Genomic DNA, 19,488 nt, shown 5'->3' with positions numbered 1-19,488 from the left:
GAGCGTTTGTGATCCGGATTTGCGGCAACTGCGTAATGAATTCCAAGAAGTGGAGAATGCAGGTTTGAATACGCGCCTGAAAGATGAATGGGTCCTTGATCATGCCAGCGGTGCCGCGCCCCGGGCCGTTCGCGTGCTTGTAGACAGTGCTGCGGAGATTAATCCGGAAATCCGCGCTCAATTGGATGTCGCCGAACGCATTGGTGCCAGCCTGGCGATGGCTGATCTCTGGTCGACCACGCCCGCGGCTCCGGAGGTCGAAGACGCTATCATAGTGGAAACGGATCAAAATCCGGGTGATCCGCTATATCCAGCTGCTCTCTCGGGTCTGGGATTCCGGCAGAACCTCTCGCCCTGGCGCAGCCGATTGGGCGGGGTACGGAGCCGCAAGGTGAACCGCCTTTGCGAATCCGGGATTGACGCCCGCCTGTTTGAAATTCAACCGGGTGCATCCATTCCCGACCACGATCATGGTGATCAGGAACTGACCCTTGTCTTGCAAGGCGGGTTTAGAGACTCGAATGGAATTTATCACCGCGGTGACGTTTGCGTTGGCGAAGCTAACGAAGCCCACAATCCCGTTGGGCTGGACGGTGAGCCGTGTATCTGTTTTTCAGTGGCAATAGGCGGCTATAAATTCCGAAATCCATTGATCTCGATTGCTGCGAGCTTCTTGAAATGATCCGAAAGTCGCTTCTTGCCTCCCTCGCTGTCGCGTTTGTTGCGCTTCCGGGCGCTGCACCCGCGATCGATCGCGCGGCAATACCTGCCTCAAACAGCATCGAGTTCGATGTCTATCGCGGGAACAGCCGCTTTGGATCACATATCCTGAGATTTGAAGAGCAGGGCGATCAGCTGCGCGTTGTCAGCGATGTGGATCTGCGGGTCCGGATCGGGCCGATTACGGCCTTCCGATATGAGCACGACTCCGTCGAGATCTATCAGGATGGTGAACTGGTCAGTATCGAGGCGTCGACCCTGAAAGATGGCGAGCGTTTGATCGTTGATATCGACCGCAACGGAACGCAACTGGTCGGCCGCGGCACAAATGCCGAAGGCGAGCCCGTAGACATTTCCCACCCGCTTTCGCTGATGCCGTCCAGCCACTGGCAGGGATATTCGACCGGCCTCAGCTCGGTCCTGAATACAGAAACCGGCGAGGAAATGCCGGTGACTGTTACCGAGCTTGGTACGGAGACCCTTGAAATTAATAGGCAGTCTGTCGAAGCGCGCCGCGTGCGCCTTGAAGGCTCTCTGACCCTTGATCTCTGGTACAGTGCCGAGGGCGAATGGCTGCGTTGTCAGTTTTCCGCGCGCGGGCAGGATATCACCTACATTCGCCGAAACATCTGATGTCAGCTGGCAGAACGCTCAGACTTGTTCTGGGTGATCAACTTTCTCCGGATATGTCCTCCCTGCAGGATTGCTGCGATGGCGACCTCGTGCTCTTGGCCGAGGTCATGGACGAAGCCACCTATGTCCGGCATCACAAGAAAAAGATCGCTTTTCTGTTTTCGGCGATGCGCCATTTTGCCGGGGAACTAACCGGCGCAGGACACGACGTTCGCTACGTGAAACTGACCGATGAAGGTAATTCTGGTTCTCTGGCGGGTGAGGTCGAACGCGCGCTTAAAGAAGACGGCTCCTTTGAACAAATCGTTGTCACGGCGCCCGGCGAGTATCGTCTGCTGGAGGAAATGCAAGGCTGGAACGATCGGTTCGATGTGCCGGTCTCTATCCGTGAGGATGATCGCTTTATCTGCCCGCTCGATCGGTTCAATGACTGGGCAGAAGGCCGCAAACGTCTGATGATGGAATATTTCTACCGCGAGATGCGGCGCGAAACCGGGCTCCTGATGGACGGAGACAAGCCGGTCGGCGGGCAATGGAATTTTGATCAGGACAATCGCAAGAAACTGCCTGAGGGAATCAAACTTCCCACTCGGACCTCGCGACAGCCGGATGACATCACCCGGGAAGTCATCTCACTAGTCGAGGACCGCTTCGGAGATCATTTCGGTGACATTGAACCCTTCAACTATGCGGTCACACGGCAAACCGCTAAAAATGATCTCAAATTCTTCCTGACCGAATGCCTGCCTTGTTTCGGGGATTATCAGGATGCAATGGTCAAAGATGAGGCCTTTCTCTTCCATTCGGTCATCTCGATGTACATCAATTGCGGCCTGCTGGATCCGCGGGCGGTGTGTGAAGCCGCCGAGGCCGAGTGGGAAGCGAAGCGCGCGCCGATCAATGCGGTTGAGGGATTTATCCGGCAGATCCTCGGCTGGCGGGAATATGTGCGCGGGCTCTACTGGCTGAAAATGCCGGACTATGCTGAAACCAACTTCCTGGAAGCCAAGCGGGATCTGCCTGATTTTTACTGGACGGCGGATACCAAAATGGCTTGCGTCCGTGATGCCGTCGAGACCACACGCAAGCATGCTTATGCTCATCATATCCAGCGCCTGATGATCACTGGAAATTTCTCGCTACTCGCCGGGGTTGTGCCGAAAGCCGTCGAGGAATGGTATTTGCTGGTATATGCCGATGCGTATGAGTGGGTGGAATTGCCCAATACGCACGGGATGGCGCTGTTTGCCGATGGCGGTGTGATGGCCACAAAGCCTTATGCGGCAAGCGGGGCCTACATCAACCGGATGTCCGATTATTGCGCCAATTGTTCCTATTCCGTCTCGCAAAAGAATGGCGATAAGGCGTGCCCGTTCAATTACTTGTACTGGAATTTTATGATAGAAAATCAGGATCGCCTGAAAGGCAATCAACGCCTTTCCATGCCGTATCGAAATCTTTCCAAAATGAGCGAAGAAAAAGTTGCGGCCATCAAGGATGATAGCGCGCGATTTTTCAAAGAGATCGGGATCGCCTAGCGGCTGAGCGTGTATTGGGCCACGTCGATGCGGCCGGTGCGGAAGCCCGCCTCGCAATAGGCCAGATAAAACTCCCACATGCGCCGGAAACGGTCATCAAAACCCATCGGCTTGATGCCATCCCAAGCGGCGGTGAAGCGTTTCATCCATTCTGCCAGCGTATCGGCATAATCGGTCGCAAAGGCCTCGACCTTCTCAAACCCGAGATTGGCGCGATTGAACTCTTCCTTCAGGCGTTCAAGGCTCGGCAAGACACCGCCCGGAAAGATGTATCGCTGAATGAAGTCGGCGCGATTGGCATATTTTTCAAACAGATCGTCGCGGATCGAGATGATCTGGAGGCCCGCCAGGCCGCCGGGTTTCAGGCAGTCATGCACTTTGGAAAAGAAGGACGGCCAGTATTCCTGCCCGACCGCCTCGAACATTTCTATGGAGGCGATCTTGTCATACTGACCGGTTTCGTCGCGATAATCCTGAAGCTTGATCTCGACTTGATCGCCGAGCTGGAGTTTTTCCATCCGGTCGATGGCATAGGCGCGCTGTTCTTCGGAAAGTGTCAGGCAGGTCACCCGAGCGCCCCGCTCGCGCGCTGCATACTCCGCAAATCCGCCCCAGCCGCAGCCGATTTCAAGCACGTGCTCGCCTTCTTGGAGGCCAATCGAGTCGGCCAACGCACGATATTTGTTGCGTTGGGCGTCTTCGAGCGATTGCTCAGGCGTCTCATAGCGCGCGGAGGAATAGGTCATCGAAGGGTCGAGCCATTTTTCATAGAAATCATTGCCCAGATCATAGTGGGCCTGGATATTCTTCTTGGCGCCGGCTCGCGTATTGGGGCGCAGGCTGTGATAAATCCAGTGGAAGAAACGCGTCACAGGTCCGCCGGTTACCAGATCCGGTTTTGAATCCAGATTGACCGAAAAAAAGCTGAGAAGAGCGGCTAGATCCGGTGAAGACCATTCGCCCGCCATATAGCCCTCGCCAAAACCGACATCTCCGCCCGCGACCGCCCGGCGGATGAAGCGGTAGTCATGGACGTGCAATTCAGCGACGGGGCCCTCTGTCTGACCTTCAAAGACGAGCCGTTCGCCATTGACGAACTGCACTGTCAGTTTTCCGACAGGCAAATTCAAAAGCAATTTCAAACCGCTGCGTAGACCCAGGGGAAGGTCTTGCAAGGCATCAATCGTCTGGCGGCTTGCCAGCTGATCCGGTGTGAGTATCGCAGGCATCAAAAGGAACCTTACTGTTTTTGCGGTTGGGATTCCAGAACCGGTGTTGCCGGATGCCGGGGAGGTTCGGGACGATTGTGATAGCGTGCGCCTTTGATCCAGAGACGGGCCGCCTCGAAATGGATTGCGCCGATGGTGAACAAGGTGGAAAGCGGAAATCCGGTAAACCAGCGGAAGAATTGCATCCCTGTCGCGGGGCGTTTCTCCAGTGTCATGGATGCGCGAAAGTCAGCCTCGCCGTCTTCGGCTTTGCGAATGGCGAGAGACAACGCCTCGTCGGGTGGCTGCAGGGCAAAAGCATATTCGCCTGAGACGTCAAAGAAGGGCGAAACATGCAGATTCTTCTCGGCATTGTGGCGTTCCACGGCCTCGCCACTGACCGGGGCGACATAGGCATGGGCATCGCCGAACGTGTTGTGCACTTCATAAATAATGCCCAGCAATGCGCCATCCTCGGCGTATCCGAAATGCAGGGAAATGGGATTGAACTGATAGCCCAGAATACGCGGCTGGCAGATAAAATAGACGCGATCGACACCCTTTATGCCGTTCTCATGGAAGCGGGCGAGGGACCAGTCCCTTAAAGATGATCCATCACGTGCGCCGAAATCTTTCTCGCAGAAAGAAAACGGACCGGATTTATTGATGGCGAGCCACTTGGTGACCTGACCGGCCTCGTCTAGGCGGTTGAGATCGACACCTATCATTGCAACGGGGTATTTGAACGCGTGTTCAAAGGGTTGCAGGCGCTTGTGCACAGTGGTGCCCCGCCAGATGGCAAGTGGTGCGCTCACTCTGCAGCCGTCAATGCAGGCTGCAGTACCGGCGGGCGTTTACCCCAGCGACCACCATCGACATCGCCTTCAGCGAAACTCCAGGGAATTTGTCCGCCCAGGCGCAAGGCGACGCGTAAGCCGGATCGAAGCCCGTCTTCGTGAAATCCATAGCCCAGCCAGGCGCCGGCAAACCAGGTCCGCTTCACGCCTTGAACGCTGTTGAAGATGCGCTGAGCCGCATGGCCAGCCCGGCTGAATTGCGGGTGATCATACTGGAACTCGCCAAAGACCAGATCCGGATCCGGTTCACGATGCGGGTTCAGTGTTACAAACAGTGGTTTGGTCGCATCAATGCCCTGCAGGCGGTTCATGTCATAGGTCACCGAGGCTGGACCGTTCTCGACGTCGCGGCAGTAATTCCAGGCGGCCCGTGCGCCAATCCGTTTCGGGCACAGGCTTTCATCGCGGTGCAGCACGGCACGATTGCCGGAATAGGGAATGGCGCCAAGGAGCTCGGCTTCATTGTGATCAAGATCGCGGATCAGCTTGCGCGATTGATCCGAGTGACAGGCGAGAATGACCTCGTCGAACTCTTCCACGCGGCCATCCCCGGTTTCAATGGTTACGCCATATTCATTTCGCCAGACACCTGTGGCGGGCTCAGCCAGATTGACCTTGCCCGTCAATTCGGCGGCAATTTTCTTCACATATTCGCGGCTGCCGCCTTTCACCGTACGCCATTGCGGGCGCTTCATGTGCATCAGGCGATGGTTCTGGAAAAATTTCACAAAGGCATCGGCTGGATAGGCCCGCATATCTTCTTCGCTGGCCGACCAGATAGCTGCCCCCATGGGCAAAAGGTAGTTGCGCGAAAAACGCGTGCCAAATCCCTGTGTGGTGAGGTAATCGCCCAACGCGATACCGGCGAGATTTCCGGCTTCCAGGTCCTTTTGTGCTCGCTGGTTAAAACGCAGCACATCGCGCAGCATGGTCAAATAGGAGGGGCGCACGGCATTGCGTTTCTGTGCAAACAGCCCGCCCAAGCCATTGGATGACCATTCAATATCGCCGTCCAGAGCAAAGCTGAAGCTCATATCCGATTGATGCGACTCAACGCCCAAGGCCTCGAACAGGGCGATCATGTTGGGATAGTTCAACGGATTGTAGACAATAAAGCCGGTATCGACCGAAATCGGCGTGCCATCATAGACGATATCCACCGTATTGGCGTGACCACCCAGCCGATCACGCTTTTCAAACAGTGTCACATCATGGACATTCCGCAGCGCCCAGGCGGCACCGAGGCCTGAAATCCCGGCACCAATGATGGCGATGCGTTTGCGGTTCACGAAGTCAGGCGTAATGATCGGGCTCATGCAGCTTCTTTCAGGCTTTTAAAGGCGTCCAGCGCCCGTTCTCGGGCGGCGGAGTGATCTACAATCGGTTCGGGATAGGTCTGGCCCAGTTCAATGCCGGCGTCTTTCAGGACAATCGGTCCGGCTTCCCAAGGCTTGTTGAGAAATTTATTCGGCAGCTGTGCGATTTCCGGCACCCATTTGCGGATGTACTCGCCATTCGGATCGAACTTTTCGCCCTGCGTTATCGGGTTGAAAATGCGGAAATAGGGCGCGGCGTCCGCTCCGGATCCGGCGACCCATTGCCAGCTGGCTGAATTATTCGCGAGATCGGCATCGACCAGCGTATCCCAGAACCAGCGTTCACCTTCGCGCCAATCGGTCATCAGATGTTTGATCAAGAACGACGCCGTTATCATGCGCACACGGTTGTGCATCCAGCCGGTCTGCCAGAGCTGGCGCATCCCCGCATCGACAATTGGATAACCGGTCTGACCGCGCTGCCAGGCGAGGAGCGTGTCGGAGTTGTTCAGCCAGGGAAAGCGGTCGAATTTGTCCTGATAGTTCTGTTCAGGAAAATTCGGGAAGTGATAGAGAAGATTATAAGAAAATTCTCTCCAACCGATCTCGCTCAGGAATTTCTCGGTGTTTTTGTCCCCGACTGTTTCGCGATGGCTTTCTGCCACGGCAACAATCTGGCGCGGGCTTATTTCACCAAAGGCAAGGTGCGGTGAGAGGCGGGATGTCCAGGGTTTGTCCGGGCGGTCACGTCCACCAGCATAATGGGCCGCATCGTCCTCCAGAAAATCCGTCAGGCGCTGGCGCGCCCCGTCTTCGCCCGGTGTCCAAACGTCCGGGAAATCCTTCGCCCAGTCCGGATTGCGCGGCAATAGATTCCAATCGTCCAATTCCTCGGACGTTGGCCATTTGTCTAGCGACTGTATCTGGGAAGGTGCCTTTAAGGGCGTACCTGGATCAACCTCGCTCCGAACGGAACGCCAGAAAGGGGTGAAAACGCGGAATGGGTCACCGGATTTGTTTTTCACCGTCCAGGGCTCAACTAGCAGAGTGGCGTTGAAAGACTGAACGTCCAGGCCCTGTTCTTTCAGGTGTGATTTGATATCGGAATCTCGTTGCCGGGCGGAAGACTCATAGCGGCGATTCCAATAGACCGCCGCAGCGCCTGTTTCCTTGATCAACTCCTTGAGCACATTATGGCTGTTCCCCGCGCGCAGAACCAGATGGTTGCCGGTTTGATCTAGACGGGTATTCAGTGCGGACAGGCTGTGATGCAGCCACCATCGCGCCGCGCCGCCCAGCTTCCAGTCCCCTGGTGTTTCAGCATCGAGAATAAAGACAGGAAGAACGGGCCGGCCGCTTTCAACGGCCGCATGAAGCGCCGGGTTGTCAGCTAGTCGCAAATCCTGGCGGAACCAGACAATAACGGGCGCAGTTCGGGGGGAGGACAAAACGGCAGCGGCCTTCTATTCTTCTTGAATATACCTACGTTGGGCAGGGAAAAGCGGATCAGACCGCTTCACACTTTTCAGCAAAGAAAGTCAGCACATGGCCGATCGCCACCCCAATTCCGTTATCGAAATTCCACGCCCTGGCGGTGCACCGGTCCAGATTGGCAATGACCGCAAGCTGGTCTTGCTGGCAGGCCCGTGCGCGCTGGAAAGCCGGGAGCATGCGCTGGACGTGTCTGGCCGTCTAAAAGAGATCGCCGATCGCCTCGATATCGGGTTGGTTTACAAAACGTCTTTCGACAAGGCCAACCGGACCAGCCTGTCCAGTGCGCGGGGGATCGGGCTCGAATCCGCGCTGCCGATCTTTCAGGAAATCCGTGAAACGACGGGCCTGCCGGTGCTGACGGATGTTCACACAGCGGAACAATGCGCGATCGCCGCCCAGGCGGTGGATGTGCTGCAAATCCCGGCGTTCCTGTGCCGGCAGACGGATCTGCTGATCGCCGCCGCGCAAACCGGCAAGGTTATCAATGTCAAAAAGGGGCAATTCCTGGCCCCATGGGATATGAAAAACGTCATCGCGAAAGTCACTGGCGCCGGTAATTCCAATGTGATGGCCTGCGAACGCGGCGCCAGCTTTGGCTACAATACGCTTGTCTCGGATATGCGCGCCTTACCCGTGCTGGCCGATATTGGGTGTCCGGTAGTATTCGATGCCACGCATTCCGTGCAACAACCCGGCGGACAGGGCGGCACCAGTGGCGGACAGCGGGAATTCGTTCCGGTGCTCGCGCGGGCGGCTGTCTCCGTTGGTGTGGCTGCCGTGTTTATGGAAACGCACCCTGACCCTGACAATGCGCCATCGGATGGGCCGAACATGGTGCCCCTGGATCAGTTTGAAGGGCTTGTTTCGCGCTTGCTGGAATATGACCAGGTCACCAAGGGCTGGTAAGGGCGAAGATTCATGGATATCCGCACTCTTTCCGGTATTCTCGAAAAAGCGTCCGGCATCCGTGTGCTATGCGTCGGGGACGTGATGCTCGACCGATTCGTGTACGGTGCAACACATCGTGTCTCGCGCGAAGCGCCTGTGCCTGTATTGGATGAAAGCTCGATCGAGCAAATGCTCGGAGGCGCGGGCAATGTGATCCGAAACGTGCGGGCGATCGGAGCCCAGGCGCGTCTGATCAGTGTCGTCGGGGATGACAGTGAAGCTGATGCGCTTCGGCATGAGCTAAACGCTGCGGGCGCTGATCATACGCTCATTGCGGATGGAATGCGGGCCACGCCAGTCAAAACCCGGTTTGTGGCCAACGGTCACCAGATGCTTTGCGTGGACCGGAATCCAAAAAGCGCATTGACGCCGGATGTCGAGCGCCAGTTGCTTTCCGCCATTGAGGCCGAAATTGGCAAATCTGACATCGTGATTCTTTCCGACTATGGCCGCGGTGTTGTCTCGTCAGCTGTCAGTCAGGGTCTGATGAAGCTGGCAGCCAAGGCCGGGATCCGGGTGTGCGTTGATCCGCGGGGGAAGGATTTCTCTCGGTATAATGGGGCTTTTTTGATCAAACCGAACGCGCTGGAGCTTTTCGAGGAGTGCGAAATAGACCCGGTTGATGACGCCGCGTGTGAAAACGCCCTTGGTCGGGTTTATGGGCAGCTCGACGATGTTGAACACCTCATCGTCACGCGTGGGTCGCGCGGCATGAGTGTGACAGATGGGCACGCCGTGACCCATGTCCGCACACGCCCCAGACAGGTCTATGATGTCTCTGGCGCAGGCGATACGGCGATTTCAATGCTGGCGATTGCCTTGGGGGCCGGGTCTGACTTGCGCGATGCGATGGAGGCCGCAGTGCACGCTTCCGGAGAAGTCGTAACCAAGGTGGGAACCGCTACGGTTACGCCGCATGATCTGATTGCTGCCAGTGGCGGCGATCGCGCCGAAGGAGCGGTCGGGTTGTCAGATCTGATTGAGACAGTTGCGCGTTGGCGGGCGCATGGCCTGAAGATCGGCCTGACGAACGGTTGTTTTGATATCCTGCATGCGGGCCATGTCCGATATCTGCAAAACGCCCGGGCAGGATGCGACCGCTTGATTGTCGGACTGAACTCCGATGCATCCGTCAAACGCCTGAAAGGTGAGGGGCGGCCCGTGAATGATTCCGGTGTGCGAGCGGAAGTGCTTTCAGCCCTCGGTGCGGTCGATCAGGTGGTGGTATTCGATCAAGATACGCCGGCTGACCTGATCGAGGCCTTACGGCCAGAGATCTATTTCAAAGGCGCAGATTATTCGCTTGAGGATTTAGGGCCGCTAGGCGGAGATGTTGTGGAATCCTATGGCGGCGAGATTTGTTTGATCCCCCTGGTCGAGGGCCAATCAACCACCACAATCATTAACCGCTTATCCAGCTGATCTAACCACCACCTGCGCGATCCGGTATGGGCGTAATCGGAGCATCCTCCACATCCTCCGGGGCCTGGAGGGGTGGCGCCATCTGGTTCTCGGCTTCAAAGACCGGCATGAAGGCTTGCGTCCGCCGCGCGATGTCTGCCCGCAAGTCCTCGTAAAATAGATTGAAGGGCGGCAACTGGTAATTCTCCATCAGACGGCCGGGCCGATGTAGTGATCTGGAACGGGGTTCCTCAATCATCAGGACACCATCTGTGCATTGCGCACCGGTTTGCGCTGGCAAGGCCGCAGGAGCTGCCCCTTCTCGAAAGCCCGATGCCTGAGCCCCTCCAAGATGCAACCGGGCAGGGGCATAATCGGTTGTCCGCGCGCCGAGGATCGGATTTACACAAAGCACGCGGCGTCCATCGATCAGGCTGAATCCGCCATCAGGCGACCAAACCAGGCTTCGCTCCGTCAGAATTCGGATGCGGTCATCATTGTCACTCAGCGCCGAAACAAAACTATGCACGCAACGAAAGTCTTCCGGCGTCTCACAAGGTGGAATCTCCGATAACGGGCCTTCGAAGAGGTCGAGTGGAAGCGGGCTCTCCTGCACGTAAGCCGTGACCATGCGGCGGCGCAGCGCCTCATCGCGGGCGATGACCTCGGCTATCAGGATGGACGCATGTAAACCGCCTTGACCGACGCCGGAGATGATGAAGGGACGATCTTCTCCGATCCGTTCCAGAAAGTCCTGAAAGGCTAGCTGAACGTCTTCTGAAGCGGTTTGCCGCGCAGCCACACCGTCTTCGCGGAGATTGCTGAACACATAGAGGGCGGCTTGCCGGTAGCGTGGTGCGAAAATCTGGGCGGCGTCCCCGAATGGCGCAGCAAAATTCGGGATCTGAATCTCTATGGCATCGAGTGATGGCTGCTCCGCATCCAGGGGCGTATTCCAGTGACTGCCACCGGAATAAGTTGTGCCATGGATAAAGAAGAGCGCCGGGCGTGCGTCCGGCGATTCCGGCAAAACATACCAGGCGCTGCTTTGGCGATAGTCTGGCGCTTCGGGCGGAATGTAGGTTTGATAAGGCTCGCCCGGATCAAGGAATGACTGATAAATCTGGTCACGTAAAACCCAGGATGCGAGCGCGAGGAGCATAAAGAAGCCGGCCCCGAGGACGATCACCACTCTTAGGGCCACACGAAAACGGGCGGGATTTGTGCTTGGTGACATCCGGTTATGACCTCATGCATGTTGGCGGATGACGTTACGAGGCGTAGTGTCGCCGAGTTGACCGCAGAATCAACCGGACGGGCTGTCTGTAAAACAGGAAAGGAGGCGGCGTTTGTTCCGCTGGCTCAGAAACAGCTTGCTGACGGGAATCGTGGTCGCGCTTCCTGTTACCGTCACGATCTGGCTGATTTATACCTTTGTCAGCTTTGTAGATCGGGTCATCAAACCCCTGATTCCGGACCGCTATAATCCAGAAACCTATTTGCCGTTTGCTCTGCCGGGCCTCGGCGTCGTCGTGGCCGTCATCGGACTGACGGTTCTGGGGGGATTGGCTGCGAATTTCTTTGGCCGGTCATTGATCGGCGTCGGCGAGCGGCTTCTGAACAACGTGCCGCTGGTCCGGAATATCTATGGCGCGGTCAAGCAGATCGCCGAGACGGTGTTTTCCAACCGGCAGCATTCCTTCCGGGAAGTGGTTCTTGTGGAGTTTCCGACCCAGGGCTCGTATGCGGTCGGTTTCGTCACTGCAGATGCCCGTGGAGAAATCCAGGAAGATGTCGGGGATGATGCGATCGGGGTGTTTGTGCCCACCACGCCGAACCCAACCTCTGGCTTTCTTCTTTATACGCCCCGTTCGCGGGTGACCCAGCTGGACATGTCCGTTGAGGAGGCCGCGAAAATGATCATCTCCTTTGGCCTGGTTACGCCGGAAGGTCTGGCTCCAGCGGATGGCACGACTCCCAACGCTACGCCGCCCGAATCACCGTCAGAGGGGCGTTAGCCAGATTCAATCAGGCGGATTCCGGCATCCTGTTCAAAGAGATAAAGTAAGGTCCGGCGGGCTTCGGCCAGTGGTCCGGTAAATTCCGGGTCCTCATAGACCGCCTTTCGCGCAGCTTCATTGGCCAGCGGAATCAATTCGAGATGGGCCTCGATGTCGACCAGCTTGTAATCCGGTAAACCGCTTTGGCGTACGCCGAGTGGATCACCGGCGCCGCGCAGCTTCCAGTCTTTCTCGGCGATCTGAAAGCCATCGTCGGTTGATTTCATGACTTCCAATCGTTTGCGGGCAATCTCGCCCAGCGGCTCTTGATAAAGTAGAAGACAGGTCGACGCCTTGTCAGACCGGCCGACGCGCCCACGCAACTGATGCAGTTGGGCCAGACCAAAGCGCTCGGCGTGCTCGATCACCATGATGGTGGCATCGGGCGCATCGATCCCGACTTCAATCACGGTTGTCGCGACAAGAATATCGATCTTGCCTTCGCGGAAGCGGATCGCGGCGTCATCTTTTTCTTTCGCCTTCATCCGTCCATGAACAAGACCGACGCGATCCTCTCCATAGATAGCGGCCAGTTGGGCGAACCGGTCCTCCGCAGCGGATAGATCGATCTGATCGGATTCCTCAACCAGCGGGCAAACCCAATAGACGCGCTGGTTTTGTTCAATGGCGCGGCCAATGCCGTCGATAACGCTGTTGATCCGATCCATTGAGATGGTGCGTGTGTCCGGCGGTTTCCGGCCCGCCGGTTTTTCGTCCAGCCGGGACATGTCCATATGGCCATAAACCGAAAGTGCGAGCGTGCGCGGGATCGGAGTTGCGGTCATCACCAGAAGGTCCGGACGCTGGCCTTTCGCCGACAGTTTCAGTCGATCCGAAACCCCAAAGCGGTGTTGTTCATCAATGATGACAAGGCCGAGCTTTTCAAACTCAACGCCTTCCTGAAACAGCGCATGTGTTCCGCAAACCACATGAGTATTGCCATTGGAAAGGTCGGCTGTGATCGCCCCGCGTTTCTTGCCTTTGTCGCGACCGGTCAGAGCGGCAACCGACAAACCGGCAGGAGCGAGAAAGAGTTCCAGATTGCGGGCCAGCTGACGCGCGAGTATCTCGGTCGGTGCCATGACAGCGGTCTGGTACCCGGCTTCTGCGGCCCGAGCTGCAGCAAGGGCGGCCACAAAGGTCTTGCCTGACCCGACATCGCCATGGAGAAGACGCATCATGCGTTGATCCGATGCCATATCACGGGTGATCTCTGCGAACGATCGCGTCTGCGCGCCTGTGGGCTCGAACGGGGCGTTGGTCAGGACTTTCTCGACACGAGAACCGTCACCAATCAGGGCGTGCCCGGTTCGCCTGCGGCGGCGCTGTCCGACGATCTGTAAGGCCAGCTGACGGGCGAACAATTCATCAAAGGCCAGCCTTTGATGGGCCGGATGTATCGCGTCTGTTTCGGCCTGGGTTTCAGGCGTGTGTAAGACTTGAAGCGCTTCATGCCAGCGCGGCCAATTCCGGTCTTGCAGAACGGCTCCATCATGCCATTCGTGCAGCTCGGGAATATCCTTCATAGCGGCTTTAAGGGCTTTGCGGAGCACTTTTTGGCTAAGGCCCTGGGTCAGGGGGTAAACGGTTTCCAGACCGCCCAATTCCGCCGCCTCGGCTTCCGTCAGCACCAGATCCGGGTGCGTGATCTGTTTTTCGCTGCCAAAGGTCTCGATTTTGCCTGATACAATCCGGGTCTCGCCCTCGGGCAGCAGCTTGGTCAGATAGGGTATACGCGGGCGGAAATAGACCAGGTGGAGGAAACCTGTCTCATCGCTCATCCTCACCTTATACGGCGTGAATTTGTTACGGGGCGGTTCGATATGGTGCTCGATCTCGGCCTTGATAGTAACAATCTGGCCTTCCGGCGCGTCTGCGATCTTTGGTCTCAGGCTGCGGTCGATCACAGAGGTTGGGCGCAAGAAAAGCAAATCCTTGACCCGGCGTCCGGCGACTTTTTCAATCAGCACAGCCAGCCGCGTGCCAAGACCGGGCAGTGTGGTGATCTCTTTAAAGAGCGGGAAGAGAATCTCGGGTCGCATGATCTGCAGCTTGTGGCACGGCGCGGCTTCACGCCAGCGCCGGGTCAGACTATATGCCCGCAGCATGTCAGATGAAATTGAAATTCGCCGCCGCCGTTTGCTTTACCGCGCGGATCATCGCGGCTTCAAAGAAGCCGATCTGGTGATTGGCGGCTTTGCCCGTGCGCGTCTTGCCGACATGAGCGAAAACGAGCTGGATGAGTTCGAGGCTTTGCTCGAGATTCCGGATCAGGAACTTTATGCTTGGATCGTGGGCCGCGAACCCGTGCCGCAAGACGTGGATGGCCCCGTATTTCAAGCCCTCGCGGCCTCCGCGCACGCGGTCACCAAGACCGGATAAATGAACTGGGTTGAGCCTCTCGCGCATGCGTCCGGCCGGACGACAATTGGCGGTGCACCTGAAGGCTATGATGCTTTTCTGCTCGGCGAGGCTCTTCATTCGAGGGGCGGGGTCGGCCTGTTTGTGGCGCGGGATGATTCCCGCGCAGCTGCTTTTGAAACCGCCTGGCGGTTCTTTGCGCCGAAGATTCCGGCCTTGCGACTACCCGCCTGGGATTGCCAGCCCTATGACCGGGTGTCTCCCAGCCCGCGCGTGGCGGCAAGGCGAGCGGCCACGTTGTCCTGGTTGGCCGGGCGCAAACCAGAGGATCAAACGCCGCTGCTGGTCATCGGAACGGTCAATTCGGTCACCCAGAAATGTGCGCCACGGGAGGCCATGTCGGCACGCGGCTTTGCTGCCAAACCCGGTGAGATCATCGATCTGGACGCGCTGAAATCCTATTTGTCGGCAAATGGTTATGCCCGGACCACATCGGTTCGCGAGCCGGGTGATTTTGCGATCCGCGGTGGAGTCATTGATGCGTTTCCACCCACAGAAGGCGAGCCGGTCCGGCTCGATCTATTCGGTGATACGCTGGAATCGATCCGGGCGTTTGATCCGGAAACCCAGCGTTCCACACGCCAGCTGAAAGCGATCCGCTTTTCTCCAGTCAGTGAGCTTTTTCTGGACGAAGACAGCATTTCCCGTTTCCGGAGTGGTTATGTTTCCGCTTTCGGCGCGATCACAGACGGAGACCCGATCTATGAAGGCGTGAGTGCTGGCTTGCGCCCGCAAGGGGTTGAGCACTGGCTGCCGCTTTTTCATGAGGCGCTTGAAACACCACTCGCCTATCTCGGGGGATCGCCGCTGATCGGGCTGGATCATCTGGCTCAGGATGCGCTGAAACAGCGCCAGGAACTGATCGATGACTATTACGATGCGCGCAAGCACGCAGCGGCGAATGTAAAAGGTGGACTCAAGGCGCCTGTCTATCGCGCCTTGCCATCCGAAAGCCTGTATCAATCTCCCCAGGCCTTTTCAGCGAGCCTGGATCACTCGGATACACGTCAGTTCACGCCGTTCCGCGAGCCGGACGCGCTGGATGCAGGCGGCCGGCAATCCAAGAGCTTTGCGGCTGAACGTGCGGCAGAAGGCGTCAATGTTTTTGACGCCGCGGCCAGCCATATTCAATCAGGCCTAAAGTCCGGAAAACGGGTCATTATTGCGTCCTGGACTGAAGGTGCTGCAGACCGGATGTCGACGGTTCTTGGCGATCACGGTCTGCAGACACCGCAGCGCCTTCAGCGATGGCACGAGCTTGCGAAGTTTCCGAAGAATATAGCGCTCGGCATTATCCTGCCATTGGAGCACGGCTTTGAAACCGATGACCTGCTGGTTCTGTCAGAGCAGGATATTCTGGGCGACCGGCTGGCCCGGCCCCGCCGGAAGAAAGGGGCGGACGTCATCATGGAGGCGGGCTCTTTGTCCGCCAATGATCTGGTCGTTCATGCCGAGCATGGTCTGGGGCGCTATCTTGGCTTGAAGACGCTGGATGTGCATGACGCCCCGCATGATTGCCTGGAGATTGAGTATTCCGGCGCCGCGAAACTGTTTTTGCCGGTTGAGAATATCGAACTGCTGTCGCGCTATGGAAATGAGGGCGAGGGCGTTCAGCTGGACAAGCTGGGTGGGGTTGCCTGGCAGGCGCGCAAGGCCAAGGCCAAGAAACGCTTGCGGGATATGGCTGAGCAGCTCATCCGGATTGCTGCCCAACGCAATGCCAAGAAAGCTGATGTGATCGTTCCGCCCAGCGGCTCCTATGACGAATTCTCTGCGGCTTTTCCCTATGCCGAAACCGATGATCAGCTTTCAGCGATTGAAGATGTGTTCGGGGATCTGGCCAGTGGCCGCCCCATGGACCGGCTCATTTGCGGCGATGTCGGGTTTGGGAAAACCGAAGTTGCGCTTCGGGCGGCGTTTATCACCGCGCTGGAAGGCCGGCAGGTGGCGGTGGTCGCGCCCACTACGCTGCTGGCCCGTCAACACTTCAGGACGTTTTCCGAGCGGTTCCGGAACTGGCCGGTCAAGGTGCGGCATCTGTCTCGGCTGGTGCCTGCAAAAGAAGCAACCGCAACACGCGAGGAATTACGCGACGGCAAGGCCGAAATTGTCGTGGGGACGCATGCGCTTTTGTCTGACAGTGTGAAGTTTTCCGATCTGGGCCTTTTGATCGTCGATGAAGAACAGCATTTCGGCGTCAAACACAAAGAACGGCTGAAAGAATTGCGCGCTGATGTTCACGTGCTGACGCTGACGGCCACACCGATCCCCCGGACATTGCAACTGGCGCTGACGGGTATTCGCGATCTGTCCATCATTGCAACGCCGCCGATCGACCGTCTGGCCGTGCGCACTTATGTGTCACCTTTTGATCCTGTGACGGTTCGGGAAGCTTTGCTCCGCGAGAAGTATCGCGGCGGGTTGTGTTATTTCGTGGCCCCGCGGATTTCTGATCTCGAGTCCATGGCAGAATTCCTGCGAGAGCAGGTGCCCGAAGTGTCCTATGTCGTCGCGCACGGGCAAATGGCGCCGACCCGGCTCGAAGATATCATGACGGCTTTTTATGAAGGCCGGTATGATGTGCTGGTCTCGACCTCGATCGTGGAATCCGGGCTGGATGTTCCTACCGCGAATACGATGGTGATCTATCGCGCTGACCGGTTCGGTCTTGCACAACTGTATCAGCTCCGCGGGCGCGTGGGTCGGTCGAAAACCCGGGCCTATGCGTATCTAACGACCGATCCGAACAAGCCGATGACAGTACAGGCAGAGCAGCGCCTCCAGGTCTTGCACAGCCTCGATACGCTCGGGGCCGGTTTCACACTGGCCAGCCATGATCTGGACATCCGGGGCGGCGGGAATCTGCTCGGCGAGGAGCAATCCGGACACATCCGCGATGTGGGCGTGGAGCTTTATCAATCCATGCTGGAAGAAGCGGTGGCGTCATTGAAAGATGACCGCGAGGCTGAAGACCATGACTGGTCACCTGCGATCAATGCCGGCGCGGCTGTTCTGATCCCGGAAGGTTATGTGGCCGATCTGGATTTGCGGCTCCAACTCTATCGCCGCGTCTCTAATCTCGAAGGCAAGGCTGAACGTGAAGCCTTCGCAGCAGAGTTGATCGACCGGTTCGGGCCCTTGCCTGAGGAGGTCGAGCAATTGCTGCAGATCATGGCGATCAAGACGCTTTGCAAAGTTGCAGGCGTTCAAAAAGCGGATGCCGGTCCTAAAGGAGCCACCCTGCAATTCCGGAATGATCAATTTTCAAACCCGGCCGGGCTGGTGAAGCTGATTACCGAGCATTCGCAGGAATTCAAACTGCGTCCCGATCAGAAAATATTCGTCCCCGGAAACTGGCCTGATCCAAAACAACGCTTGAAGGGTTTGCAACGCGCATTGGCGCGGCTTGCGGATCTCGCACGGAAAGACCCGGCCTAGACGGCCTCGAGACGGGTCGAGTCCAGCAGACGCTGACCCCGTTCGATCAAGGCTTCGGCCGTTTCTTCGCCTGCCGCTTCAAGCGCTCCGCAGTGCACATTTAATCTGAAGGGGTGTAGCGGATCGTCCCCGTCAAAGGCCGTACATTCCGCGACCGCGCTTACACGCTCGGCGACACAGCCAGCGCCTTCGCGATCTGTGTAGGGCAAAATGGCCGCGAAAAGATCGGGTGCCAGTAAGGCCGGTGCATCTTCTGCCCGCAATAAATGACGCAACATGGACGCAAACTGCTGATGGGCGGCCGCAACTTTTTCAGCGCTCACTTCGACTTCGGGAGGATCAATGGACATCATCACCAGCCCCGTCGGCTTCCTACTTTGCGAGGCGTTTTCCAGCAGGTCCTGCAGATGGGCCAACGCGAATCGTTTTTGATACAGGCCTAGCGCCGGGTCGACGGTCTGGGTTGCCCGGCAGTTCTCAAGAATGGCCTTGGCGTCGCGCCGCCTGCGCCGTTCATCCGCCAGTCTGAGAACCCGGCCGCTGATCTCTGTCGGTGAGGCGTTGGCTGGAAGAATGTCTGATACGCCACGAGCAAAAGCCTCGTCTGCTGCATCAAAACGTCCAGACGGCGTCAGCAGTAATACCGGCGTGTGATAGAGCCGTGCATTGCGCCGCATGGCGGAAGAGATGGTGAAAGCGAGTTCTTTTTTTCCAAGAGCGTTCAGTATTACGGCATCGAAGGGGCGTTCATGCAGGTAATCAAAGGCAGAGAAAGAAGAAAACGCGGCGATCATCGCGGTCCCGGCATGTTCCAGTGCGTGCCGGATGGCCATGAAACGAGATGTTGCTTCACCGACGAACAAAACAGTCGGCTTCTTGGCTTTCAGCGGGTCCGCGGGTGGGGTGTGACCGAACACTGCGGCAGCCGCCATGCGCCGCCGTGCGACGTCCTCCATCACCCAAAGCCTGCGCAGGGATTGAATTCGGTTGGCCAGCTGAACCGGCGAAACCGGACGCCTCAACCATCCGTCAAATCCTTCAGGCGGGTGATCCGCCTCAGAGATCAGGATGACGGGTGGGCGGTCCTTCGTGCGGCCAGCGTGAAGGGCTGCCAGCTCCCTTGCGCGCTCCGTATCCGCAGCACAAATCAGGATTGCGTCAAATTTTCGATGACTGACAGGTTGGTGTGGCGAAACGGAATGGGTTGATATCCGGTAGATATCGAGATCAGACGGCCCGACCGAAAGATCTCCGCCTTCGTCTACAACAGCGATGTTCAGTCGGCGTGTCATTCGCCCCCCAGGCGCTCTGTGACATAAAGTGTCATAAAATTGGCAAGGTGAAAACCGCTGAACGCCAGCCTGAAGCGCCGTTCATAAGCCATTCAAGCAGGGTTCGGTACTTCTGTTCACGAGATCAACGGACACCCTTCTTGTCCCTCGCACGTTCGTTGT

At 57.5% G+C, this 19,488-nt stretch carries 15 protein-coding genes; 8 read left to right on the top strand and 7 right to left on the bottom strand.

The features are described from left to right. Positions 1–64: 64 nt before the first annotated feature. The 3 genes from ACO079_RS03025 to ACO079_RS03015 are packed head-to-tail and all read left to right on the top strand — an operon-like array spanning position 65 to position 2,891. Positions 65–682: a cupin domain-containing protein gene (locus ACO079_RS03025; protein ID WP_421791662.1), complete on the top strand. Its 618-nt coding sequence runs from the start codon at positions 65–67 to the stop codon at positions 680–682. After that, on the top strand, positions 679–1,353 hold the full coding sequence (locus ACO079_RS03020; protein WP_421791660.1) for a DUF6134 family protein: 675 nt from the start codon (positions 679–681) through the stop codon (positions 1,351–1,353). The genes ACO079_RS03025 and ACO079_RS03020 overlap by 4 nt, the downstream gene beginning before the upstream one ends. Next, positions 1,353–2,891 carry a cryptochrome/photolyase family protein gene (locus ACO079_RS03015; RefSeq protein WP_421791658.1) on the top strand — a complete coding sequence of 513 codons (1,539 nt, stop codon included), beginning with the start codon at positions 1,353–1,355 and terminating at the stop codon, positions 2,889–2,891. The genes ACO079_RS03020 and ACO079_RS03015 overlap by 1 nt, the downstream gene beginning before the upstream one ends. On the opposite strand, the gene ACO079_RS03010 is transcribed toward ACO079_RS03015, so the two are convergent. From ACO079_RS03010 to ACO079_RS02995, 4 genes are read right to left on the bottom strand one after another with little or no spacing between them, the layout of a single operon-like run. Further along, the gene (locus ACO079_RS03010; RefSeq protein ID WP_421791657.1) at positions 2,888–4,120 is read right to left on the bottom strand and encodes a class I SAM-dependent methyltransferase; all 1,233 of its coding nucleotides are present in this window, start codon (positions 4,118–4,120) and stop codon (positions 2,888–2,890) included. The two genes, ACO079_RS03015 and ACO079_RS03010, sit on opposite strands and share 4 nt — an antisense overlap. Before the next feature lie 11 nt (positions 4,121–4,131). Then, a complete protein-coding gene (locus tag ACO079_RS03005; protein WP_421791655.1) occupies positions 4,132–4,914 on the bottom strand; it encodes a DUF1365 domain-containing protein in 783 nt (260 codons plus the stop codon). Further along, entirely contained in the window at positions 4,911–6,272 is a 1,362-nt protein-coding gene (locus ACO079_RS03000; RefSeq protein ID WP_421791653.1) for an NAD(P)/FAD-dependent oxidoreductase, read from the bottom strand. Before ACO079_RS03000 ends, ACO079_RS03005 begins: the two co-directional genes overlap by 4 nt. Further along, positions 6,269–7,720, bottom strand: coding sequence for a cryptochrome/photolyase family protein (locus ACO079_RS02995; RefSeq protein WP_421791651.1), 1,452 nt, complete (start codon positions 7,718–7,720; stop codon positions 6,269–6,271). The genes ACO079_RS03000 and ACO079_RS02995 overlap by 4 nt, the downstream gene beginning before the upstream one ends. A 97-nt stretch (positions 7,721–7,817) precedes the next feature. Between ACO079_RS02995 and kdsA the strand changes: the two genes are divergently transcribed. Then, the gene (gene kdsA, locus ACO079_RS02990; RefSeq protein ID WP_421791649.1) at positions 7,818–8,672 is read left to right on the top strand and encodes a 3-deoxy-8-phosphooctulonate synthase; all 855 of its coding nucleotides are present in this window, start codon (positions 7,818–7,820) and stop codon (positions 8,670–8,672) included. Positions 8,673–8,684: 12 nt separating this feature from the next. Continuing rightward, the gene (gene rfaE2, locus ACO079_RS02985; protein ID WP_421791647.1) at positions 8,685–10,136 is read left to right on the top strand and encodes a D-glycero-beta-D-manno-heptose 1-phosphate adenylyltransferase; all 1,452 of its coding nucleotides are present in this window, start codon (positions 8,685–8,687) and stop codon (positions 10,134–10,136) included. A 1-nt stretch (position 10,137) separates the two neighbouring features. Here the strand turns inward: rfaE2 and ACO079_RS02980 are convergent, their stop codons facing one another. Beyond that, on the bottom strand, positions 10,138–11,277 hold the full coding sequence (locus tag ACO079_RS02980; RefSeq protein WP_421791645.1) for a DUF3089 domain-containing protein: 1,140 nt from the start codon (positions 11,275–11,277) through the stop codon (positions 10,138–10,140). A 187-nt stretch (positions 11,278–11,464) separates the two neighbouring features. On the opposite strand from ACO079_RS02980, the gene ACO079_RS02975 reads away from it, so the two are divergent. Next, positions 11,465–12,133, top strand: a complete 669-nt coding sequence (locus tag ACO079_RS02975; RefSeq protein ID WP_421791643.1) for a DUF502 domain-containing protein — start codon at positions 11,465–11,467, stop codon at positions 12,131–12,133. On the opposite strand, the gene recG is transcribed toward ACO079_RS02975, so the two are convergent. Beyond that, positions 12,130–14,283 (bottom strand): ATP-dependent DNA helicase RecG, encoded by a 2,154-nt coding sequence (gene recG, locus ACO079_RS02970; RefSeq protein ID WP_421791641.1) that lies wholly within the window; start codon positions 14,281–14,283, stop codon positions 12,130–12,132. The genes ACO079_RS02975 and recG overlap by 4 nt on opposite strands. On the opposite strand from recG, the gene ACO079_RS02965 reads away from it, so the two are divergent. Beyond that, complete coding sequence (locus ACO079_RS02965) at positions 14,282–14,557, top strand: succinate dehydrogenase assembly factor 2 (protein ID WP_421791639.1); 276 nt, start codon at positions 14,282–14,284, stop codon at positions 14,555–14,557. The genes recG and ACO079_RS02965 overlap by 2 nt on opposite strands. Beyond that, positions 14,558–18,034 carry a transcription-repair coupling factor gene (gene mfd, locus ACO079_RS02960; RefSeq protein WP_421791637.1) on the top strand — a complete coding sequence of 1,159 codons (3,477 nt, stop codon included), beginning with the start codon at positions 14,558–14,560 and terminating at the stop codon, positions 18,032–18,034. Here the strand turns inward: mfd and ACO079_RS02955 are convergent. Continuing rightward, entirely contained in the window at positions 18,031–19,326 is a 1,296-nt protein-coding gene (locus tag ACO079_RS02955) for a hypothetical protein (RefSeq protein ID WP_421791635.1), read from the bottom strand. The genes mfd and ACO079_RS02955 overlap by 4 nt on opposite strands. Between the last annotated feature and the right edge of the window lie 162 nt (positions 19,327–19,488).

Source organism: Hyphobacterium sp. (assembly GCF_965228115.1).
Lineage (GTDB): Bacteria > Pseudomonadota > Alphaproteobacteria > Caulobacterales > Maricaulaceae > Hyphobacterium.
This window is presented reverse-complemented; position numbering and strand designations above follow the sequence as displayed.

Excerpts from the sequence above, each read along its gene's own strand:
- ACO079_RS03020 (WP_421791660.1), top strand. The coding sequence starts at position 679 with ATGATCCGAAAGTCGCTTCTTGCCTCCCTCGCTGTCGCGTTTGTTGCG.
- ACO079_RS03015 (WP_421791658.1), top strand. The coding sequence starts at position 1,353 with ATGTCAGCTGGCAGAACGCTCAGACTTGTTCTGGGTGATCAACTTTCT.
- ACO079_RS03010 (WP_421791657.1), bottom strand. The coding sequence starts at position 4,120 with ATGCCTGCGATACTCACACCGGATCAGCTGGCAAGCCGCCAGACGATT.
- ACO079_RS03000 (WP_421791653.1), bottom strand. The coding sequence starts at position 6,272 with ATGAGCCCGATCATTACGCCTGACTTCGTGAACCGCAAACGCATCGCC.
- kdsA (WP_421791649.1), top strand. The coding sequence starts at position 7,818 with ATGGCCGATCGCCACCCCAATTCCGTTATCGAAATTCCACGCCCTGGC.
- rfaE2 (WP_421791647.1), top strand. The coding sequence starts at position 8,685 with ATGGATATCCGCACTCTTTCCGGTATTCTCGAAAAAGCGTCCGGCATC.
- ACO079_RS02980 (WP_421791645.1), bottom strand. The coding sequence starts at position 11,277 with ATGCTCCTCGCGCTCGCATCCTGGGTTTTACGTGACCAGATTTATCAG.
- ACO079_RS02965 (WP_421791639.1), top strand. The coding sequence starts at position 14,282 with ATGTCAGATGAAATTGAAATTCGCCGCCGCCGTTTGCTTTACCGCGCG.
- recG (WP_421791641.1), bottom strand. The coding sequence starts at position 14,283 with ATGCTGCGGGCATATAGTCTGACCCGGCGCTGGCGTGAAGCCGCGCCG.
- mfd (WP_421791637.1), top strand. The coding sequence starts at position 14,558 with ATGAACTGGGTTGAGCCTCTCGCGCATGCGTCCGGCCGGACGACAATT.
- ACO079_RS02955 (WP_421791635.1), bottom strand. The coding sequence starts at position 19,326 with ATGACACGCCGACTGAACATCGCTGTTGTAGACGAAGGCGGAGATCTT.